This is a genomic window from Paracoccus sp. S3-43, from assembly GCF_029027965.1.
Taxonomy (GTDB): Bacteria; Pseudomonadota; Alphaproteobacteria; order Rhodobacterales; family Rhodobacteraceae; genus Paracoccus.
Genome location: NZ_CP119082.1, coordinates 347,452 through 365,749, shown reverse-complemented (window position 1 = coordinate 365,749; position 18,298 = coordinate 347,452). Strand labels below are relative to the sequence as shown.

General features: G+C 63.9%; 17 protein-coding genes and 3 pseudogenes. 9 read left to right on the top strand and 11 right to left on the bottom strand.

Features of this window, described 5'->3' with window-relative positions:
• Nucleotides 1-12 precede the first annotated feature (12 nt).
• From PXD02_RS01780 to PXD02_RS01770, 3 genes are all read right to left on the bottom strand, one after another.
• Nucleotides 13-657, bottom strand: a complete 645-nt coding sequence (locus tag PXD02_RS01780; RefSeq protein WP_275105258.1) for an antitoxin of toxin-antitoxin stability system — start codon at nucleotides 655-657, stop codon at nucleotides 13-15.
• Complete coding sequence (locus PXD02_RS01775; protein WP_275105257.1) at nucleotides 650-883, bottom strand: hypothetical protein; 234 nt, start codon at nucleotides 881-883, stop codon at nucleotides 650-652. Before PXD02_RS01775 ends, PXD02_RS01780 begins: the two co-directional genes overlap by 8 nt.
• A gap of 49 nt (nucleotides 884-932) precedes the next feature.
• Nucleotides 933-2,059, bottom strand: a protein-coding gene (locus PXD02_RS01770; protein ID WP_275103593.1) for an IS3 family transposase whose coding sequence is annotated in 2 segments (ribosomal slippage) — nucleotides 933-1,795 and nucleotides 1,795-2,059 — 1,128 coding nt in all. Because the reading frame shifts where the segments join, the coding sequence is not laid out codon by codon here.
• Nucleotides 2,060-2,296: 237 nt separating this feature from the next.
• Between PXD02_RS01770 and PXD02_RS01765 the strand changes: the two genes are divergently transcribed.
• Together PXD02_RS01765 and PXD02_RS01760 are read left to right on the top strand one after the other, a co-directional pair.
• Nucleotides 2,297-2,530: a hypothetical protein gene (locus tag PXD02_RS01765; protein ID WP_275106474.1), complete on the top strand. Its 234-nt coding sequence runs from the start codon at nucleotides 2,297-2,299 to the stop codon at nucleotides 2,528-2,530.
• Nucleotides 2,531-2,538: 8 nt separating this feature from the next.
• Nucleotides 2,539-2,760, top strand: a complete 222-nt coding sequence (locus PXD02_RS01760; protein WP_275105256.1) for a hypothetical protein — start codon at nucleotides 2,539-2,541, stop codon at nucleotides 2,758-2,760.
• Between the two features lie 224 nt (nucleotides 2,761-2,984).
• On the opposite strand, the gene PXD02_RS01755 is transcribed toward PXD02_RS01760, so the two are convergent.
• Both PXD02_RS01755 and PXD02_RS16820 read right to left on the bottom strand, forming a co-directional pair.
• On the bottom strand, nucleotides 2,985-3,944 hold the full coding sequence (locus tag PXD02_RS01755) for an IS481 family transposase (RefSeq protein WP_275103905.1): 960 nt from the start codon (nucleotides 3,942-3,944) through the stop codon (nucleotides 2,985-2,987).
• Between the two features lie 552 nt (nucleotides 3,945-4,496).
• Nucleotides 4,497-5,089, bottom strand: a pseudogene (locus tag PXD02_RS16820) (SUMF1/EgtB/PvdO family nonheme iron enzyme).
• Here PXD02_RS16820 and PXD02_RS01745 point away from each other — a divergent pair.
• From PXD02_RS01745 to PXD02_RS01725, 5 genes are all read left to right on the top strand, one after another.
• On the top strand, nucleotides 5,024-5,497 hold the full coding sequence (locus PXD02_RS01745; RefSeq protein ID WP_275105254.1) for a hypothetical protein: 474 nt from the start codon (nucleotides 5,024-5,026) through the stop codon (nucleotides 5,495-5,497). The pseudogene PXD02_RS16820 and the gene PXD02_RS01745 sit on opposite strands and share 66 nt — an antisense overlap.
• Nucleotides 5,498-5,625: 128 nt before the next feature.
• On the top strand, nucleotides 5,626-6,594 hold the full coding sequence (locus tag PXD02_RS01740; RefSeq protein ID WP_275105253.1) for an ABC transporter substrate-binding protein: 969 nt from the start codon (nucleotides 5,626-5,628) through the stop codon (nucleotides 6,592-6,594).
• A 23-nt stretch (nucleotides 6,595-6,617) separates the two neighbouring features.
• Nucleotides 6,618-7,457 (top strand): ABC transporter permease, encoded by an 840-nt coding sequence (locus PXD02_RS01735; protein WP_275105252.1) that lies wholly within the window; start codon nucleotides 6,618-6,620, stop codon nucleotides 7,455-7,457.
• Nucleotides 7,454-8,182, top strand: coding sequence for an ABC transporter ATP-binding protein (locus PXD02_RS01730; RefSeq protein WP_275105251.1), 729 nt, complete (start codon nucleotides 7,454-7,456; stop codon nucleotides 8,180-8,182). Before PXD02_RS01735 ends, PXD02_RS01730 begins: the two co-directional genes overlap by 4 nt.
• Nucleotides 8,183-8,194: 12 nt before the next feature.
• A complete protein-coding gene (locus PXD02_RS01725) occupies nucleotides 8,195-9,535 on the top strand; it encodes an LLM class flavin-dependent oxidoreductase (protein ID WP_275105250.1) in 1,341 nt (446 codons plus the stop codon).
• Nucleotides 9,536-10,209: 674 nt separating this feature from the next.
• On the opposite strand, the pseudogene PXD02_RS01720 reads toward PXD02_RS01725, so the two are convergent.
• The 3 genes and pseudogenes from PXD02_RS01720 to PXD02_RS01710 all read right to left on the bottom strand — a co-directional run.
• A pseudogene (locus PXD02_RS01720) lies at nucleotides 10,210-10,488 on the bottom strand (AAC(3) family N-acetyltransferase); the annotation flags it as partial.
• 63 nt (nucleotides 10,489-10,551) lie between these two features.
• Entirely contained in the window at nucleotides 10,552-11,073 is a 522-nt protein-coding gene (locus tag PXD02_RS01715) for a LysR substrate-binding domain-containing protein (RefSeq protein WP_275105249.1), read from the bottom strand.
• A gap of 40 nt (nucleotides 11,074-11,113) precedes the next feature.
• Nucleotides 11,114-12,255, bottom strand: a pseudogene (locus PXD02_RS01710) (IS3 family transposase).
• Nucleotides 12,256-12,339: 84 nt separating this feature from the next.
• Here PXD02_RS01710 and PXD02_RS01705 point away from each other — a divergent pair.
• On the top strand, nucleotides 12,340-12,681 hold the full coding sequence (locus PXD02_RS01705; RefSeq protein ID WP_275105248.1) for an XRE family transcriptional regulator: 342 nt from the start codon (nucleotides 12,340-12,342) through the stop codon (nucleotides 12,679-12,681).
• 132 nt (nucleotides 12,682-12,813) lie between these two features.
• Nucleotides 12,814-13,911, top strand: coding sequence for a Fic family protein (locus tag PXD02_RS01700; protein WP_275105247.1), 1,098 nt, complete (start codon nucleotides 12,814-12,816; stop codon nucleotides 13,909-13,911).
• Nucleotides 13,912-14,568: 657 nt separating this feature from the next.
• Here the strand turns inward: PXD02_RS01700 and dld are convergent.
• Genes dld through lldR form a run of 3 tightly spaced genes read right to left on the bottom strand, consistent with a single transcriptional unit; the run spans nucleotide 14,569 to nucleotide 18,241 of the window.
• Nucleotides 14,569-16,299 (bottom strand): D-lactate dehydrogenase, encoded by a 1,731-nt coding sequence (dld, locus tag PXD02_RS01695; protein WP_275105246.1) that lies wholly within the window; start codon nucleotides 16,297-16,299, stop codon nucleotides 14,569-14,571.
• A complete protein-coding gene (lldD, locus tag PXD02_RS01690) occupies nucleotides 16,296-17,477 on the bottom strand; it encodes an FMN-dependent L-lactate dehydrogenase LldD (RefSeq protein WP_275105245.1) in 1,182 nt (393 codons plus the stop codon). Before lldD ends, dld begins: the two co-directional genes overlap by 4 nt.
• Nucleotides 17,474-18,241 (bottom strand): transcriptional regulator LldR, encoded by a 768-nt coding sequence (gene lldR / locus PXD02_RS01685; protein WP_275105244.1) that lies wholly within the window; start codon nucleotides 18,239-18,241, stop codon nucleotides 17,474-17,476. The genes lldD and lldR overlap by 4 nt, the downstream gene beginning before the upstream one ends.
• Nucleotides 18,242-18,298: the final 57 nt, after the last annotated feature.

Sequence of the window (18,298 nt, the reverse complement as noted above, 5' to 3'; positions counted from 1 at the left end):
GAAAGCCGGGTTTCAGCCGAACCGCCTTCCCGCTTCGGTGAAGGTATAGGCATTGGCGGTGATGGACTCGTCCACCGCCTCGTCCGAAGTGAGATAGTCGTATTCCCGCTCGAGCTGCCGGTAGAGCCAGCGGGCGAGATCACGCAGGTCGTCCGTCACGATCTCCTCGGCATCGGCAGTCATGTCCTGCCAGACAGGGCTGTCGCGGGTGACGGCGACCGCCATGGAATACTCGTGATAGTATCGGCCCCGATGGGTCGCCTCGGCGGTCAACTGGTAGAAGTTGCGCCGCTGCACCTGCTGCAGGGCATCCGCGATACGGTGCAGTTCCGCATCCTGCGGCGCATAGGCGCGGATTTTCGCCGCCGCGCCCTTGCGGTAGGAATAGTGGCCTTCGAACGCGGCGCCATCGCCCTGCGACCAGAAGCCGGTGAACCAGATGAGCGGTTCCTGCCGCGTGCCGCCGCCCATGAGGCGGACGGTGCGGGTCTTGAAGCTGATACCGAGGATTTCCGCGATCCGCTGGAAATCCTCGTAGACGAAGTCGAACCAGTCGTAGTCGAACCCGCCATCGCGATACCAGGCGCGGGCGCGGTCCCTGGCCGCATCCGACAGTTCTTCGAAGCGAAAGACGGTGATCTCCAGAACCTCAGGCATCGCTTTCGCCCTCCGCAAGGACGCCGGCGAGCCAGCCGTCGGTATAGATCCAGTCCTCCTGCGGCAGCAGGTCGATCTTCAGCGTGCCGGTCTTGACGGTGCGGGCGGGCTCGAAGCCCTGGCGGATCGCCTCGGGCCAGGCGACATAGGCGCGCTCAGGTACCTTGAAGCTGATCTCGACGTATTCGGCCGGATCCTCGCCTGCGGCGCGGATGCGCTCGACCATAACGGCGAGCTTGGCTGGACTGCCCCCACGGAGTGGTCCGGGTTGATTGTTAGTGCATCGTCGGCCGCTGGTCTATTGGGATGAGGGCTTCCGGTGCGGGCGGGCGGTATCCCAGGGAGCTGTGCGGCCTGACAGTGTTGTAGTGGCGGCGCCATCGCTCGATGAGGATCTGGGCCTCCCTAAGCGAATAGAAGACTTCTGCGTCCAGGAGTTCGTCGCGGAATCGAGCGTTGAAGCTCTCGCAATACCCGTTCTCCCAGGGTGAACCCGGCTCGATGAACGCGGTCTTGGCACCAACTGCGCCGATCCAGCCCTGCACCTTCTTGGCAATGAATTCCGCGCCATTGTCGGACCTTATGAACGCAGGCGGGCCACGCAAGATGAACAGCTCCGTCAGGGCGTCGATTACGTCGGTGGAATTGAGCTTGCGGTTTGCACGGATCACCAGCGCCTCCTTCGTGAATTCGTCGATGATATTGAGCGTCCGAAACAGCCGTCCGTCATGTGTCCGGTCCTGAACGAAATCATAGGACCAGACGTGGTTCGGGTGCTCCGGTCGGAGACGGACGCAGGACCCGTCGTTCAACCAGAGCCGACCCTTCTTTGCCTGCTTTTGTGGGATCTTCAGCCCTTCACGCCGCCATATCCGTTCCACGCGTTTATGATTTACATGCCAACCGGCGTTGTTCAGCAGTCCGGTGATCATCCGATAGCCATATCGCCCGTAGGTGCGAGCGAGCGCGATGATGTCCTCCGTCAGCCGTTCTTCGTCCGGGGCGCCGCAAGGAACCTTGCGTTGCGTTGAGCGGTGCTGCCCGAGGGTGCGGCAGGCGCGGCGCTCGGATATGCCAAGCGCCTGCCGCACATGATCGATGCACTTGCGACGGCGCGAAGGGCTTAGAAGTTTCCCCGTGCAGCCTCGCTCAGGATCATCTTGTCCAAGGTCAGATCTGACACCGCGCGCCGCAACCGCTGGTTCTCCGCCTCAAGCTCCTTGAGACGCTTCAGCTGATCCCGGTTCATGCCGCCATACTGCTTGCGCCAGCGATAATACGTCGGCTCGGTCACGCCGATCTGCCGCACCGCGTCGGAAATCGCCATTCCCTGTCCATGAAGCACTTCGATCTGTCGAAGCTTCAGAACGATGTCTTCCGGTTTGTCTCGCTTGCCTGCCATCTGATGGTCCTCCTGAACAGGATATTTGTATCCCAGTTGGCGGACCACTTCAGTGGGGGCACTCCACTGTCCGCCGCGACGTCTGCATCCGATCACCGCCGCGCGGCCAAGGGCGTATTTCACCGCGTTCGACACGAGATTGCCGAGGATCGCGGCCAGGATCGTGCGGTCGGCATGGACGCACAGGCTTGTATCCACGAGCGTCAACCTGACCCGCGCACGCCGAGCAGCCTCGCCATGCTGGACGGCGATGTCGCGCAGCAGAGAGCCGAGCGGGAAATCCTGCAGCCGCGGAACAATCCGTCCACTGTCCACGACATTGCCGGGAACGTCAACGTCTCCTCGATGCGCCCCGAAGGTCCGGCCCCGCTGGCCGCGCGCGATCTGCCCCACGTCTCTGGCGGCAGGTCCGAGGCCGGCTGCATCATCGGAGACCTGAAGATCACCTTGCCCTCTCAACAGCAGAAATGAGGCGCAACATGCGTGAATTGAACACCCTCGAACTTGGCGCCGTGACTGGCGACAACGGAAGCGGCGGCAGCGGCTTCAGTTTCGGCGGCGGCACGGTGCCGGGATATGGTAGCCAGGGATCGACCGACCTCCAGGCAAGCTATTCGTTCGGCAATGGCTGGAGCGTAATCGGCGGATCGACCCGCACCGGCTCGGACGTCGGGGTGGGGGTGCGCTTTGTCTGGAAATGACGGCAACCGCCCGCCCGAGGCGCACTGACCAAGGACCAGCTTCAGCTGGTCGCGGGCGGCGTGACCGAAGGACCGGACGGCCGGGGCTGCACCCAGTCCCGGCCTGTGCTGGCGAAACAATAACCACAGGAGACGGCAACGATGAACGAACTATCCAGCAGGGAAATGTCCACGGTCTGCGGCGGCTCGGCGCGGGCCTGTGCCGCTGACGCATTAGACGGGTCCTAGGTGTTCAGTCCCGGCATCTGGTGGATCGGGTTTAGGATGAATCTGTCTGGCTCTGATGTCCAGATCTTGCAGATGTATTCGTAGGGCGTGAGGCCGCCGAGGGTCTTGAGCCTACGCGCGAAGTTGTAGGCTGCCATGAAGTCGGCGAGATGCGTGCGGAGCTCGTCGTGGCTGGTGTAGTGAAAGCGTTTGACGGTGGCGTCCTTGATCGTGCGGTTCATCCGCTCGACCTGACCGTTGGTCCACGGGTGGTTGGGCTTCGTCAGGCGGTGCTCAATGCCGTTGGCCTCGCAGATCATGTCAAAGCGCATAGGTCTGGAATAGATGGTGTTCCGGTTCCGAGGCTGCTCGGCGAACTGAATACCGTTGTCGGTGAGGATGGTATGGACCTGATAGGGCACGGCTTCGAGCATGTGCTGCAGGAACTCCCAAGCTGTCTTCCTGTCCGCCTTGTCGACGAGCTGGGTCACGGCAAACTTGCTCGTGCGGTCAATGCCGACGAACAGGTAAAGCTTGCCTTCAGCAGTCTGCACCTCGGCGATGTCGATATGAAAGAAGCCGATAGGGTAGCGCTTGAACTTCGACCGTTTCGGCTTGTCGCCTTCCACGTCGGGCAGTCGAGAGATGCCGTGGCGCTGAAGGCACCGATGCAGCGCTGAGCGTGTCAGGTGTGGAATTGATGGCTGCAGGGCATAGAGGCAGTCGTCCAGCGGCAAAAGCGTGTGCAGCCTGAACGCGACGATGGCCGCCTCCTCGGCTTCTGTCAAAACCGTGGAGCGTGGCTCCTTCGGCCCTGTCTTGAGATCATCGACCGTCGCTCGCTTGCGCCACTTCGCCACTGTCTTGGGGTTAATGCCGAGCTCCCGGCTCAGCGTCGCGAGCGAAGCTTGCGATCGTTGTATTGCAGCTCTGACGGCGTGCGTGGTCGTGGCGCTCCCGTGACGAACCTGGCCCATAATGCTTCCCTCCATCCCTGAGAAAGGATCGCACCATCAAACCGTGGGATCAAACACCTAGGGCGGCGGCTTTGCCGGAGGCATCGTCGGCTTCATCGGCGGTCCTGCCGGTTCGGCGATCGGCTTTGGCCTCGGTGCCCTGATCGGCGGAGCGATCGCGATCCGCAACACCTCTAACTGCAACTGAGCGGTCGGTTATTGACGGATCCGTATCGCAGATACGATCTGGCAGAGGAAAAGCCGTTTCAAGGAAGAATAAGATAGGCATCGCCCCAGATGCTGGGGCGAACCTTCGTCAACATGCACTGTTCTGTCAGATTGAGACTGCCCCATACCGCCCACGGTATTGTCGCATACATCCCGCAGCAGGCTCTGCCATTGGCGCGCGAAGAATTTCAGACGACAGGGAAGCGCGGCAGTCAAGCACCACGCCTACCAAGGTTAAGCATTTATCCACGATTCAGTCCTTCTCCCAGAACGCGTTCCCAGTCCGCGCAGCCACCCGAGAACGGTTGCAATAGGAGGCGTGACAGAGGTAAGACCCGCCGCGCATCACCCGCTCGATCCCCCTTCTGGCGGTCCCTTCGGATCGATCGGTGCCGATACCTCGTAATAGCCGGGGGCGAACCAGTTCGCGCACCATTCCCAGACATTTCCGGCCATCTGATACAGTCCGTAGCCGTTCGGGGGAAAGCTGCGCACAGGCGCGGTAGCCAAGGCGCCATCCTTGCCGGAATTACAATGCGGAAAGACGCCCTGCCAGATATTGGCGCAATGCGCATCCCCGTCGGTCAGGTGGTCCCCCCAAGGGTATTGGCGCCCTTCATACCCTTTCGCGCGGCATATTCCCATTCTGCCTCGGTCGGCAAGTCACGCCCGGACCAGCGGCAATACGCCATCGCATCGGCATGGCTGACATGGATAACCGGATGATCGGTCGCTTGATCGACGTCGGACAAAGGACCGAAAGGATGGCGCCAGTCGGCACCCGCTACGGCGATCCACCACGGCATCCCGAAGGTGCCGATCACATCCTTGCGCCGTGCCTGCACCGCCAAGTGAAACACCGCCGAGGATCCATGGCGTTCGGCATCGGTCATATAGCCGGTTTCGGCAACGAAGGCCGAAAACTGCGCGACCGTCACCGCCGCCACGTCGATTCGAAAGGGCGAAAGCGTCACCGGGTGGACGGGCCGCTCTCAATCGCTGGAATAGCCTTCGCCGAGGGCATCGCCCATCTGGAACGTCCCGCCGGCCAGGACGACATCGTCGTGGACGACTGGCGCAGGGGACTTGCCGATGCAACTGTCCCGCGACGGCAGCACATGGTTCTGGCGGGGATGACAGCACGCCGGTTCCATCCGATCATGTCCCTTGCGATGGTCAGTCAAAGTTTTCGATGGTTGCCTCGCAGATTGATAATCGGCCGTTTCTGTGTCGGCAAGCATTCCCCTCGGGTCAATGCCGTTCCCGAATCGTCGTTCGCCGACGCCACACGCCAAACGGGCCGATGCGAGGAACAATACTCTCTTGCACCACGAGGAAAGAGATAAGCCCTTCCGCGAACAAGCCGCATCGGAGCATCGCCTGCCAAATATAGACGACAATGCGACTAGAGATTGATTTGGCGGACCAAGCCTGCCTTTTTTGTCCCGGAACTCTGCCAAGTCGGGACCAAATCATGCTCAGGCGACATTTCCTTGCGGCTTCGCTGGCGACGGCTTCGCTGACCGGCACGCGCCTTGCTTTCGCGGCAACCACAAAGCTGATCGTTGCCGACCAGTCCGAACTGCTGCGCAACCTTCTGGCCGCTAGCGGCGGCGCCGATAAGCTGACGATTGACCTGGAATTGCCGAATTTCGCGGGCGGGCCGGCGATCCTGGAAGCCATCCGGGCAGGCGCATTGGATGCCGCCTATGTGGGCGACGTGCCGCCGATCCAGGCGCGCGCGTCGGGGACGCTGTTGCCGATCATCGCGACCTTCACGCGCGAGATCGCGCAATATCGCCTCGTTTCGCGCCCCGGCCTGACCATCGGGAAGCTGGCCGACCTGAAAGGCAAAAAGGTCAGTTATATCGAAGGCTCGGGGCGGCAGGCCTATCTGATCGAGGCGCTGAACCGCGCCGGGCTGACGCTGGAGGACGTGGAGAAGATCCCCCTGCGCGTGGCCGACCTGCCCGACGCGATCCGCAGCAGCGCCGTGGACGTGGCCGTCCTTCAGGAACCCCATGTCACCCGGCTGCAAAAGCAGATCGGCGCTACCCCGGTCCTGGACCCCGAGGAACGCCGCCTGCTGCCGCAGACCAGCTATATCTATGCCCGCCCCGAGGTGCTGGAGGACCAGGCCAAGGTCGCGGCGCTGCGCGAGTTCCTGCCGCTGTTCGTGCAGGCAGGGCTGTGGCGCAACGCACATGACGCGGAATGGGGCAAGTTCTACTATACCGATTTCCAGGGAATCGCGCCCGAGGACACCCAAGCCATCCTGGCTTCCGAATCGCCGATCATCTTCCAGACCTCGGCCGAGGCGATCCCGCATCATCAGAAGCTGATCGACATCCTTTACGACGCCGGCGAACTGCCCGAGCGGTTCGACGCCGCCCAGTCCTTCTCGCCGCTGTTCGACGATCTCATCTCGACCGCCCGGGTCTGATCCTGGAGGGGAAAGGAGAGCCGATGGCCGACACGACGTTCTGGCGCCAGAACAAGACCGAAGCCGCGTCCCGGCCTGCCCCTTCGGCGCGGCAACTGACGCCGGGCCGTCTGCCCGGCGGGATGCGGCTGATTGGTCCGGTGCTGCTGGTGGCGATCTGGGAAGGCGCGGCCCGGCTGGGCGTGCTGTCGCCCTATACGCTGGCCTCGCCCTCGACGGCACTGGCCACGGGGATCCGGCTGGTCGCGGACGGCACCTTGCTGCCCCATCTCGCGGCCTCGGCGGGGCGGGCCTATGCAGGCCTGTTCCTGGGCGTCCTCAGCGGGCTGGTGCTGGCGCTGCTGTCGGGCCTGACCCGCAGCGGCGAGGCGCTGATCGACGGGCTGGTGCAGATCAAGCGCGCGGTGCCGACGCTGGCGCTGATCCCGCTGGTGATCCTGTGGCTGGGCATCGGCGAGGCGATGAAGATCTTCCTGATCTTCACCGCCGTGCTGGTGCCGGTCTATATCAACACCCATGCCGCCCTGCGCGGCATCGACATCGGTCATGTGGAGCTGGCGCAGACCCTGGGCCTGACCCGGTCGGAATTCATCCGCAAGGTGGCGCTGCCCGGTGCCCTGCCGGGCTTCTTCGTATCGCTGCGGCTGGCCGTCACGCTGTGCTGGACCTCGCTGGTGGTGCTTGAACTGATCAACACCCAGACCGGCATCGGCTACCTGATGAACCGGGCGCGCGACTGGGGCCAGACCGACGTGATCGTGGTCGGCATCTTCGTCTATGCCGTCTTGGGTCTGCTGTCCGACGCACTCGTCCGCCTGATAGAGGCGCGCGTGCTGTCCTGGCGGAGGTCGCTCGGATCATGACGCGGCATCGCCCCATCAGCACCGCAGTCTCGACCCGAGAACTGTCGCGCGGATTCGGCGGCCGAAATGTTCTGGACCGGATCACGCTGGACATCCCGCAAGGGCAGTTCGTCGCCCTGCTGGGCGAATCCGGGTCCGGCAAGACGACGCTGCTGCGGGCACTGGCCGGACTGGACCCGGATGCCCAAATGCAGGGCCATTACGCCGTGCCCGACCATGTTTCGGTGCTGTTCCAGGATTCGCGGCTGCTGCCCTGGCTGACGGTGCGCGACAACGTGACCCTGGGCCTGCGCTGGGCGGATGCCGTGGCCGCGGCGGATGCCATGCTGGCCGCGGTCGGGCTGGACGACAAAGGCGGGCTGTGGCCCTCGACCCTGTCGGGCGGGCAGAAGCAGCGCGCGGCCCTGGCCCGGTCGCTGCTGCGCGAACCTGAATTGCTGCTGGCCGACGAACCCTTCGGCGCATTGGACGCGTTGACGCGGCTGAAAATGCACGCCCTTCTGTTCCGCCTCGTCGAGAAAAGCCGCCCCACGGTGATCCTGGTCACGCATGACGTGGACGAGGCGCTGCAACTGGCCGACCGGATCCTGCTGCTGAAGGACGGCCGCATCGCCGAGGATTACATCGTGGCTATCCCGCATCCGCGCCGCACCAGCCACCCCCGTTTCGAAGAACTGCGCCTGACGCTGCTGCGCGATCTGGGCGTCGATCCCGACATCGTCTGAGGAGACGCCGACATGACCCGCCAACTGCACTTGAACCTGTTCCTGATGCCGCGCGGCCACCACGAAAGCGCCTGGCGGCATCCCGGCTCGGTCGATCGTCCCCTGACCGACCTTCAGCTTTACGCCGAGGCGGTCCGCATGGCCGAGGATGCCAAATTCGACGCGGTTTTCCTGGCTGACGCACTGGTGGCGCCGACCAATGGCGGGCTGGTGGCCAGCGGCGCGCTGGAGCCGATCACGCTGCTGTCGGCCCTTGCCGCCCTGACCAGCCGGATCGGGTTGATCGGCACTGCCTCCACGACCTACAGCCTGCCCTATACGCTGGCGCGGCAATTCGCGACGCTTGACCACCTGTCTCGGGGTCGGGCGGGCTGGAACATCGTCACGTCGTGGGCGCCGCAGGCCGGGGCGAATTACGGTCATGCCGAGGACGTACCGCACGAGCAGCGTTACCAGATGGCCGAGGATTTCCTGGCGGCAGTAGACGCGCTGTGGCGCAGCTATCCGGCCGATGCGGTGCTGGACGATCGCGCGGGCGGGCGCTATGCCGATGCGTCGCGGATCCGGCCGGTGGACCACCGGGGTCCGCATTGGCAGACGCGCGGCCCGCTGAACGTGCCGGGGAGCCCGCAGGGGCGGCCGGTCTATATCCAGGCGGGCCAGTCAGAGTCGGGGCGCGCCTTTGCCGCGAGATGGGCCGAGGCGATCTTCACCGCGCATCTGACCAAGGATTCGGCGCGGGCATTCTATCGCGACATCAAGACCCGCGCCGCAGGATTTGGCCGGTCCGAGGCCGACATCGTCATCCTGCCCGGCATCAGCGCCGCCATCGGGTCCACCGAAGCCGAGGCCGCGCGGGTGTGGGAGGAACTGGACGCGCTGACCAGCCCGCAGATCGGGCTGGCCCGGCTTTCGGCGCGCTTTGGCGGGCACGATTTTTCGGCCGTGCCGCTGGACCGCCCGCTGCGCCGCGACGACTTCCCGGACCCGGCGCAGGTCGAGGCCTCGAAGAGCCGCGCCACCGGCTATGTCGATACCGCCCTGGCCGAGGGGCTGTCCCTGCGCCAGCTGTTGCAAAGACTGGCGGGTGCTCGCGGACATTTCAGCGCGACCGGCACGCCCGAGCAGATCGCCGATATGATCGAGGACTGGTTCCGGTCGGGCGCGGCGGACGGGTTCAACGTGATGCCACCGATCCAGCATAGCCAGTTGCAGATCTTCGCCGACGAGGTCGTGCCGATCCTGCGCCGCCGGGGCCTGTTCCGCGATCACTATGAGGGTCGGACGCTGAGAGAGCATTACGGGTTCCGGTCGCAGCACGCCGAGGATCTCGAATCACCCTTGGCATCGTGAAGGAAGTGTCTTCTCGCGTCACCGCGTTGCGGCAGCGGGCCATGACCACGCAGGTCTTCACATGCACAGTCACGACCACCACACCGCCTGCGCAAGCTGCGGCCACACCCACGCACCCTCGCCGCACGGATTGGCGCGGCGACCAGCGGGCGGGAACTCGCGTCGGTCATCCTAGCGATCGCCGTCCGCCCTTGCAGCGGCGCGATCCTGCTGCTGGTGCTGACCTGGCAGGGCAATGGCCGGGGTCGCCGAATCCGCCGCGCTGCGCGGCATGGCAGCAGGGCTCGAGTTGGTGGCCGGACTGGTTGTTGCCCTTCTTGCAGCCGAGGGGCTTGGTATAGTTCGACGGAGTTGAGTCGGGCTCCGTTGCACGAAAGATGGTTGAGGACACCTTGCCTCGTATTGCCTCTGGATCCGAAGACCGGGGTGGAGATCACCAGCTCCGTATCACCGATGGAGACGTTTTCGGAGAGCCGGGACTTTCCCGCCTGGGTGGGCCTTGCGGTCTCAACCTTCGAGCAGCGGCCAGGACCGTCAAGGGCCGGACCTCGAAGATGGGCCAACACGTCATCGACCGACTGTTGATCGTTGGGCCGTCGCCGTTGTGCAATGTGTGGGACGCAAAGGCCCGGTAAAATGCCTCGGCGGTCTCGCCGTGACCGCGGATGCGCCGCCGATCCGAACTGCCGCTCCAGCCAGCCGACACCGAAGGCGACGATATCCCGCGCGTCGAACAGATGGCAGCGCGCGGCGCCGACCACGCCCTCGCGGTGCCGGCCCGTCTCGACATAGGCGCGTGCGATGGTCTCGACCGCGTCCGGCCCGCCCTCGGCGGCGAAGCAATCGAGGATGCCGTTCGAGTCGAAATCCGTGGCCGCTTCCCAGACCGTCCGGCCATCCGGACCCCGCATCGGCATATCGTAGCTGACGCGGCGCTTACCGGGGATGTCAGCAGAGCCTCGAGGACCCCGGCCGCACCGCCCTCGGGCCGAGCGCCTTCAGCGAAGCATGGATCATCACAAGATCACCCGCCCGCAGACCTCGACCACGGTATCACGTGAGGGATCGCGCACGTCGCGAGGCCAAACGACATGAAGTGGCAACTTGGCGCGGGAATTATCGTTGCTGATCTCCAGCCCGCAGACATGCGCGCCACGCGGCACCAGTCCTGACCACCAGCGCGGCACGATGGCAGCCCCGATCCCTGCCGCCACCATGTTCAGCATGGTCTGCTTCTCATCGGCGTTCTGGATGATGTGCGGCTCAATGCCCTCCTGTTCGAACAAGGCCAGGACCAGGTCATGGCTGTGCGGACGCGACCGCCGGTCCGGCACGATCAGCTGTTGACCGGCGTGGAATAAGGACCCCGCTTCTGGGGTGATCGGCGTCCCAAAGGGACCCCACCGACCGGGGGTTGGGTCCAATGTGCTTCTGAGGATTATCGGAGGCCGAGCGCGGGATGCTGATCGTGGAGAGTGAGCCAGTGAGGCGCCACTGGTTCGAGCCCACTGGCGAACGCAAAAATCAGGCGGCTGCATTTTACCGAGGGCAAGGGGATCATGAATAGCCCCGAGTTTCTTAGACGCCTTCCCGTCTCATCATCTGCCGTCGCTCGAACTCTGCGGGCGACAGCATTCCGTTTCTCGCATGTTTGCGCTTCGGGTTATAGAACATCTCGATATAATCGAACACGTCCTGCCTTGCGTCTTCGCGGGTCCGGTAGGTCCTGCGCCTGATCCGTTCGCGCTTGAGCAGGTTGAAGAAGCTCTCGGCAACAGCGTTGTCGTGACAGTTGCCACGGCGGCTCATGGAATGCTCAAGATTGTGGGCGCGCAGGAATGCTGCCCAGTCCATGCTGGTGAACTGGCTGCCCTGATCTGAATGAACCAGCACCTTGGTCTTCGGCTTGCGCCGCCAGACGGCCATCAGCAGGGCCTGCAGAACGACATCTGTCGTCTGCCGACTTTGCATCGACCAGCCAACCACACGCCGGGAATAGAGATCGATGACCACCGCGAGGTAGGCGAACCCCTCTTGCGTCCGGATGTAAGTGATATCGGTCACCCAGACCTTGTCCGGGGCCTCGACGTTGAACTGCCGGTCGAGGGTGTTGTCGACCACGACCGACGGCTTGCCGCCATAACTTCCGGGGCGGCGCTTGTAGCCGATCTGCGCCTTGATCCCCGCAAGCTGCGTCAATCGGGCGACCCGGTTCGGACAAATGCTTTCGCCCTGTTCAACCAGATCATCATGCAGCTTGCGGTAGCCGTAGACCTTGCCGCTCTCGGCCCAAGCCTTCTGCAGCAGTTCGGTCTGGCGCCTGTCTTCCTGGGCTCGCGCGCTCACCGGCGCCTGCAGCCAGGCATAGAACCCGCTCGGCTGGATGCGCAGGCACCGGCACATCGCACGGATGGAAAACTGACCCCGATGCTCGGCCACGAACGCGTATCTCACTTTGCATCCCTGGCGAAATACGCGGTGGCTTTATTTAGGATGTCACGTTCCTCCGATACCCGGACCAGCTCTCGCTTCAGTCGTCAGATCTCGGCATCCTTTGCCGTCTCACCCGACACCGCCTTCGCGAACTTGCGCTTCCAGGCATAGAGCGAGTGCGTGCTCACCCCGAGCCGCTCAGAGACCTCCTTGGCCGGGTAGCCCCGCTCCGTGATCTGCGCCACCGCATCGCGCTTGAAATCGTCAGTGAAATTACCTGTGCCCATCATGGCCTCCTTGCCTCAAAGTTAGCGAAAAAGGCGTCCACGAAACATGGGGCTATTCAATCTGTGCCAAAAATGGGCACAACTGTGCACCTGGACGCCGATCAGACCGCCTATCGCAAGGCCATTGCCGATGCCCTGCGCCGCGAACTGGGACCGACGCATCAGGCCATCAAGACGGTGATGCGCTGGACCGGAGCGAGTGAGCGGACGGCCAAGTATTGGCTGTCTGGCGAACGCGGGCCGAGCGGGGAGCATCTGATCCGGCTCGCGCAGCATTCCGATGCGGTGTTGATCACCATTCTGGCCAAGGCCGAGCGACTGTCGGAGAAGCCGCGGCACAGATGTCCAAGCTGTCCGGAACGGCTTCTTGTGTTACAAAACCTCGGACAGGATGACCCTATGTCCGAGGGATCATCACAGCTTTAGGTGCACCAACTGGTCAGGGCATAGTGGAAGTGCGGAGATTAGCGCCCGCATTCTCCGCATATCTTGCGGTGTTTTTCCTTGCGCTTGCGAAGAATGCGGCCCACAATCGCCGCACTTGGCGCGGAGAATGTGGTGTATATCTGGGAGCAAGAGGACTGGCCAAGGCTGACCTGGCAGGAAGGCAGCATTGCCGCGCCTCTTGCTGCAGTCCGCCACGAGCAAGGGCGATTGATCGGCCGGATGGAGGCGCTGGGCTTCAAGCTACGCGAAGAGGCGGTCCTGCAGACCCTGACGCAGGATGTCGTCAAGACGAGCGAGATCGAGGGTGAGCAACTGGATGCCACTCAGGTGCGGTCATCCCTCGCCCGACGGCTTGGCATCGACATCGGCGCCCTGCCCCCGACCGATCGCAATGTGGAAGGCATCGTCGAGGTGATGCTGGACGCGACGCGGAACTATCAGGCCGCGCTTACAGCCGAGCGCCTTTTGGGATGGCATGCGGCTTTGTTCCCCACCGGCCGCAGCGGCATGACGAAGATCATCGTCGGGGACTGGCGCGATGACAGTACCGGCCCGATGCAGGTGGTGTCTGGGCCCTACGGTCGGGAGAAGGTTCACTACTCGGCCCCGCCCACACCGCGCGTCGCGGGGGAAATGGAAGCCTTCCTCACATGGTTCAACGCGCCCCTGACCACCGATCCGGTGATCAAGGCGGCGCTGGCGCATCTGTGGTTTGTGACGATCCACCCCATCGAGGACGGCAACGGCCGCATCGCCCGCGCCATCGCTGACCTGGCGCTTGCCCGGTCGGAGGGAAGCTCGCAGCAGTTCTACAGCATGTCCGCGCAGATTAGGGCCGAGAGGAACGCTTACTACGACCAGCTCGAGCGCACCCAGAAGGGTGGCACGGACGTCACGGCTTGGATCCTGTGGTTCCTCAAGTGCCTCGGCCGTGCCATCGACGGCGCAGATGGAGTCTTGGCGGCGGTCGTCGCCAAAGGCCAGTTCTGGGAACGCACTGCGGCGCTGGCGCTGAACGAACGCCAGATCAAGGTGCTGAACCGCCTGCTCGATGGCTTCGAGGGCAAGATGACCTCGTCGAAGTGGGCGGTGATCGCCAAGTGCTCCCAGGACACGGCGAACCGTGACATCGCGGCACTGTTGGACCTTAGGCTGCTGCGGAAAGGCGAAGGCGGCGGCCGCAGCACGCATTATGAGTTGGTGCTGTAACGCTCATGGCCACGATTATGTTGCCCGTCGGAGGGGGGACTCGACAAACGTTGACCAGGTGTTGACAAGAATTTCAAAAGCAAAAACACGACGGTTTACGTCGTTCTAAGTAACTGATATTTTGTAAGATTTTGGTTTCAGAGGCATGCAATCGCCGTCATTTGCCAGAACTCAGATGCGCAGTGTGAGACTTGCTTCCAATCTGTGCTTCAATACTCCTTCCTGGATGGCAGGATCAAGTCATTCAGCCCGTGATGGTCGCAGCCGCCAAAGCAGCCTGCCTCGATGATTTGGACGGGTATCCCGACATAGCACTCTCGCCAGATCCAGATGCTTGCAGGATCCGGGGTCTGAAAGCTGTTCATCCCATCCAGCGTCTCGATGCCCGGCGGCCGGCCCTCGTTGCGCGGCCGCCGGCCGATGGTGACAAGGAAAGGCCGGATGCAGGACATGGACGGTAAAGGCCGCCGTTTGGCGAGCAAAACGAAATTGCGCCGAGTCCATCAGGTTGGCCCGACCAGTTCCCGTCGTTTGTGCTGCACCGGGATTGCCCAGAACGCGGGCAAGACTCGCGGCCTTTCGGCCAGCGACCTCGCTTCCGGCGCCCCGACCGAGAAAGCAATCTCCACCACGGTCGCGCGCTCATGCGGCCTTCGATCAGGGTGCAGTAGGCGGTCCCTTGGGCTTTTCGCCGCTTCCTTCCCATCGGAACAGCTTCGATGTATGGCCGATGCCGGGGTTGAAGACGTTGCAGGGGTCCAGCTCGCGGTAAAAGTCCTTCAGCACCGGCTTGGCGTGATACAGATGGCCGACATTGTGTTCGGCCGGGTATTCCGCACCCCGTTCGTCCAGCAGGTGCCACATCGCGTGTTCGATGGCGATGGGGTCATGGCCCTTCTTCACGATGTAATCCTGGTGGAAGACGTGGCAGAAGAAATGCCCGTAATACAGCTTGCCTGCCAGCTTCCGCTCGATATCGTCGGGCAGGGTTTCGAACCATTCGTCGTCGTTGCAGCGCAGGGCAATGTCCAGGGCCACGATGTCCTGGACCGAGCGTCGATGCGTCTCGCGGTAGCGGATCGCGGCGCTTGCCACCGCGAAACGGTGCAGGAAGGCCTTGCGCCCCTCCTCGGCCTCGCATTCGAAGAAATCGCCCTCTTGCGTGGCAAAGCAGGTCTTCAGGAAGTCACGCGTCTGGTCCACGCTGTCCACGCCCACCCGGACCAGCAGATGGTGTTCAAATCGGCGGCGGAAATCCGTGATGCGCGGCGGCAGATGGCCGGGCAGCAGCGAGACCATGGCCTGCAACAGCCTGTCGGTCAGCCCGCGCAGGCCGATGCTTTCGAAGATGGTGTCGAAGCGGCTCTTGATCGCGAAGGCTTTCGGGACGCGTTCGGTGCCAAGCCGGTCGATCAGCAGGAACACGTCCTTGCCGTATTTCTCGCCGATGTCGAAAGCGTCGCGGTGGATGTATTCCCCGGCAATGGGAAGCTGGTCGAAGGCCGTCAGCATGTGGCGGCGCACGGCGGCCAGGCTGGCCGTGTCGTTCGAGCCGATGTAGAAGACCGCGCTTTTCTCGGCCGGAAAGGTGTCCAGGCGCACCGCGAACAGCACCAGCTTGCCGGCCGACCCTGACGCCTCGAACAGCCGGCCCGGATCGGCGTTGAAGCGCGCGGGCGTGTCGGCATCGACCTGCCGCACATGGGCGCCATAGTTCTGGTCCGAGGCCGCGCGCCCGTCATCATGGAGGATGTCGCCGGAGACGTAGGCGCCGCGTTCCAGCCGGTCCAGGATCTCCTCGGGGTCGTTGCCCAGCCGGACGCCCAGGTGGTTCACCAGTTGCAACGCGCCGGAATCATCGACCTGCCCATAGTTCGCCAGTTGCGTGAAGGCAGGCCCGCGTCGCACCAAGGCGCCGCCCGAATTGTTGCAGACCCCGCCCAGCACCGAGGCGCCGATGCAGGACGATCCGATCACCGAATGGGGTTCGCGCCCCAGCGGTTTCAGCGCCTTTTCCAGCGTATCCAGCGTGGCGCCGGGCAGGCAGATCACCTGCCGCCCCTCGTCTATCACCTGGATCCCGCGCAGCCGGGTGGTGTTGATCAGCACGATGTCGCGGTCGTAGTCGGTGCCGTCGGGGGTGGACCCGCCGGTCAGGCCGGTATTCGCCGCCTGCATCAGCACGATCTTGTTCGCCGCGACCGCCGCCTGCACCACGCGCCATTGTTCGACAAGGCTGCCCGGCTGGACGACGGCCAGAACCTCGCCTTCCCCAAAGCGATAGCCCTTGCGGAAGCGGCGGGTCTTCTTGGCATCGGTCAGGACGTGGCGGGGGCCGACGATGCCGCGGAAGCTGTCCAGAAGCGCGGTGTTTGTGTCCGCGGTCATGACGTGAGCCCCGCGTTCGCCGCCAGATGACCGGCGGACAGGGAATCGACGGCCAGCAAATCCCGCGTCAGGTCGGACACGGATTTTGCACCGCACAGCGTCATGGCGACGCGCAGTTCCTTTTCGAACAGGTCCAGCAGGTTTTCCACCCCCGCCTGGCCGCCCGCCGCCAGGGCATAGATGAAGGCCCGCCCGATCATCACCGCGTCGGCGCCAAGCGCGATCATCCGCGCCACGTCCAGGCCGGTGCGGACGCCACCGTCCACCAGCACCTTCATGTCGCCCTTGACGGCATCGGCGATGGCCGGCAGTGCCCGCGCCGAGGACAGGACGCCGTCCAACTGCCGCCCACCGTGGTTGCTGACGATGATGCCATCGGCGCCAAAGGCCACCGCATCGCGTGCGTCCTGCGGATCCAGGATCCCCTTGATGACGATCGGTCCCTTCCAGAAGTCGCGGATCCATTCCAGGTCGGCCCAGGAGATCGACGGATCGAAGTTCTCACCAAGCCAGCCGATGTAATCCTTGAGTCCGGTGGCCTTGCCCAGGTAGCGCGAGACATTGCCCAGATCGTGCGGCTTGCCGTGCAGACCCACATCCCAGGCCCAGCGGGGACGGGTGACGGCCTGCAGGACGCGACGGATCTCGGCGTTCGGGCCGCTCATCCCCGAATGGGCGTCGCGATAGCGGGCGCCAGGAACCGGCATGTCCACGGTGAAGACCAGCGTCTGCACGCCCGCCGCCTGCGCGCGTTCCAGGGCATTCTTCATGAACCCCCGGTCGCGCAGCACGTAAAGCTGGAACCAGATCGGGCGGTCGATGGCGGGGGCCACCTCCTCGATAGCGCAGACCGACACGGTGGAGAGCGTCAGCGGAACGCCCTTCGCCTCGGCCGCGCGGGCCGCCTGCACCTCGCCCCGGCGGGCATACATGCCGGTCAGGCCGACCGGTGCCAGAACCATGGGCAGGTCCAGCTTTTCGCCCCACAATTCGGTGCCCAGCGACAGGTCGGACATGTTGCGCAGCACCCGCTGGCGCAGCGCGATGTCGGCCAGGTCCGAGACATTACGCCGCAGCGTCTGTTCGGCATAGGCGCCGCCGTCGATATAGTGGAACAGAAAGGGCGGCAGCCTGCGCCGGGCCGCCTCGCGATAGTCGGTCGAGGCTGAGATGATCATGGGGTTTGCCCTTTTTCCGAAGGCAGACGGAACGCGCGCGCCTTGCGGGCCTCGTCCTCGTCAATGGTTTTTAGGGATGTGTGAACGAAGTCGATATGGACATGGGCCGCCTGTCGGGCGCGTCCGGCATCGCCTGCGACGATGGCCTCCAGCAATTCGCGGTGCTGGGCCGAGAGCGGCTCGAAGACCTTGGGCAGAGTGTAGAGCTTTTCAAGGTTCTGCGAGATGTTGACCTGCAACAGATCGAACAGAGCGCGCGTGACCTGCAACAGGACCAGGTTGTGCGAGGCCTCGGCGATGGCCAGGTGAAAGGCCGCGTCGGCCCGTGCCTCGGCCATCGGATCGTCGCTGCCATGCATGGCGATCATATGTTCGAAGCTTTCCCGCAGGCGGTCCTTGTCCTGAGGCGTGGCGCGCATCGCCGCGTGCCAGGCCGCCGCGCCATCCAGGGCATGACGGATTTCCAGCACGTCGAAACGGTATTCGGGATCGCCCAGCATCAGCGATTCTAGGGGCGCGAAGATCGCGTCGTTGGACCAGCCCGGCGAGGGTTCGGCGACATAGGTGCCGCCGCCCATCCGGCTGACCAGGACACCACGGCTTGCAAGCCTCTGGATCCCCTCGCGCAGGGACGAACGCGAGACCTGCAAGTCCTCGGCCAGCTTGCGTTCGGCGGGCAGGCGGTCGCCCGCCTTCAACCGGCGCGCGGCGATGATCTGTTCAAGCTTGTCGGCGATCTGGTCGGGCAGGCGCGTGGATGGCATCGGTGCTGGCTCGCATGGGCCAAGACCGAAAGGACTGGCCTGCGGGGCTTGGCGTGG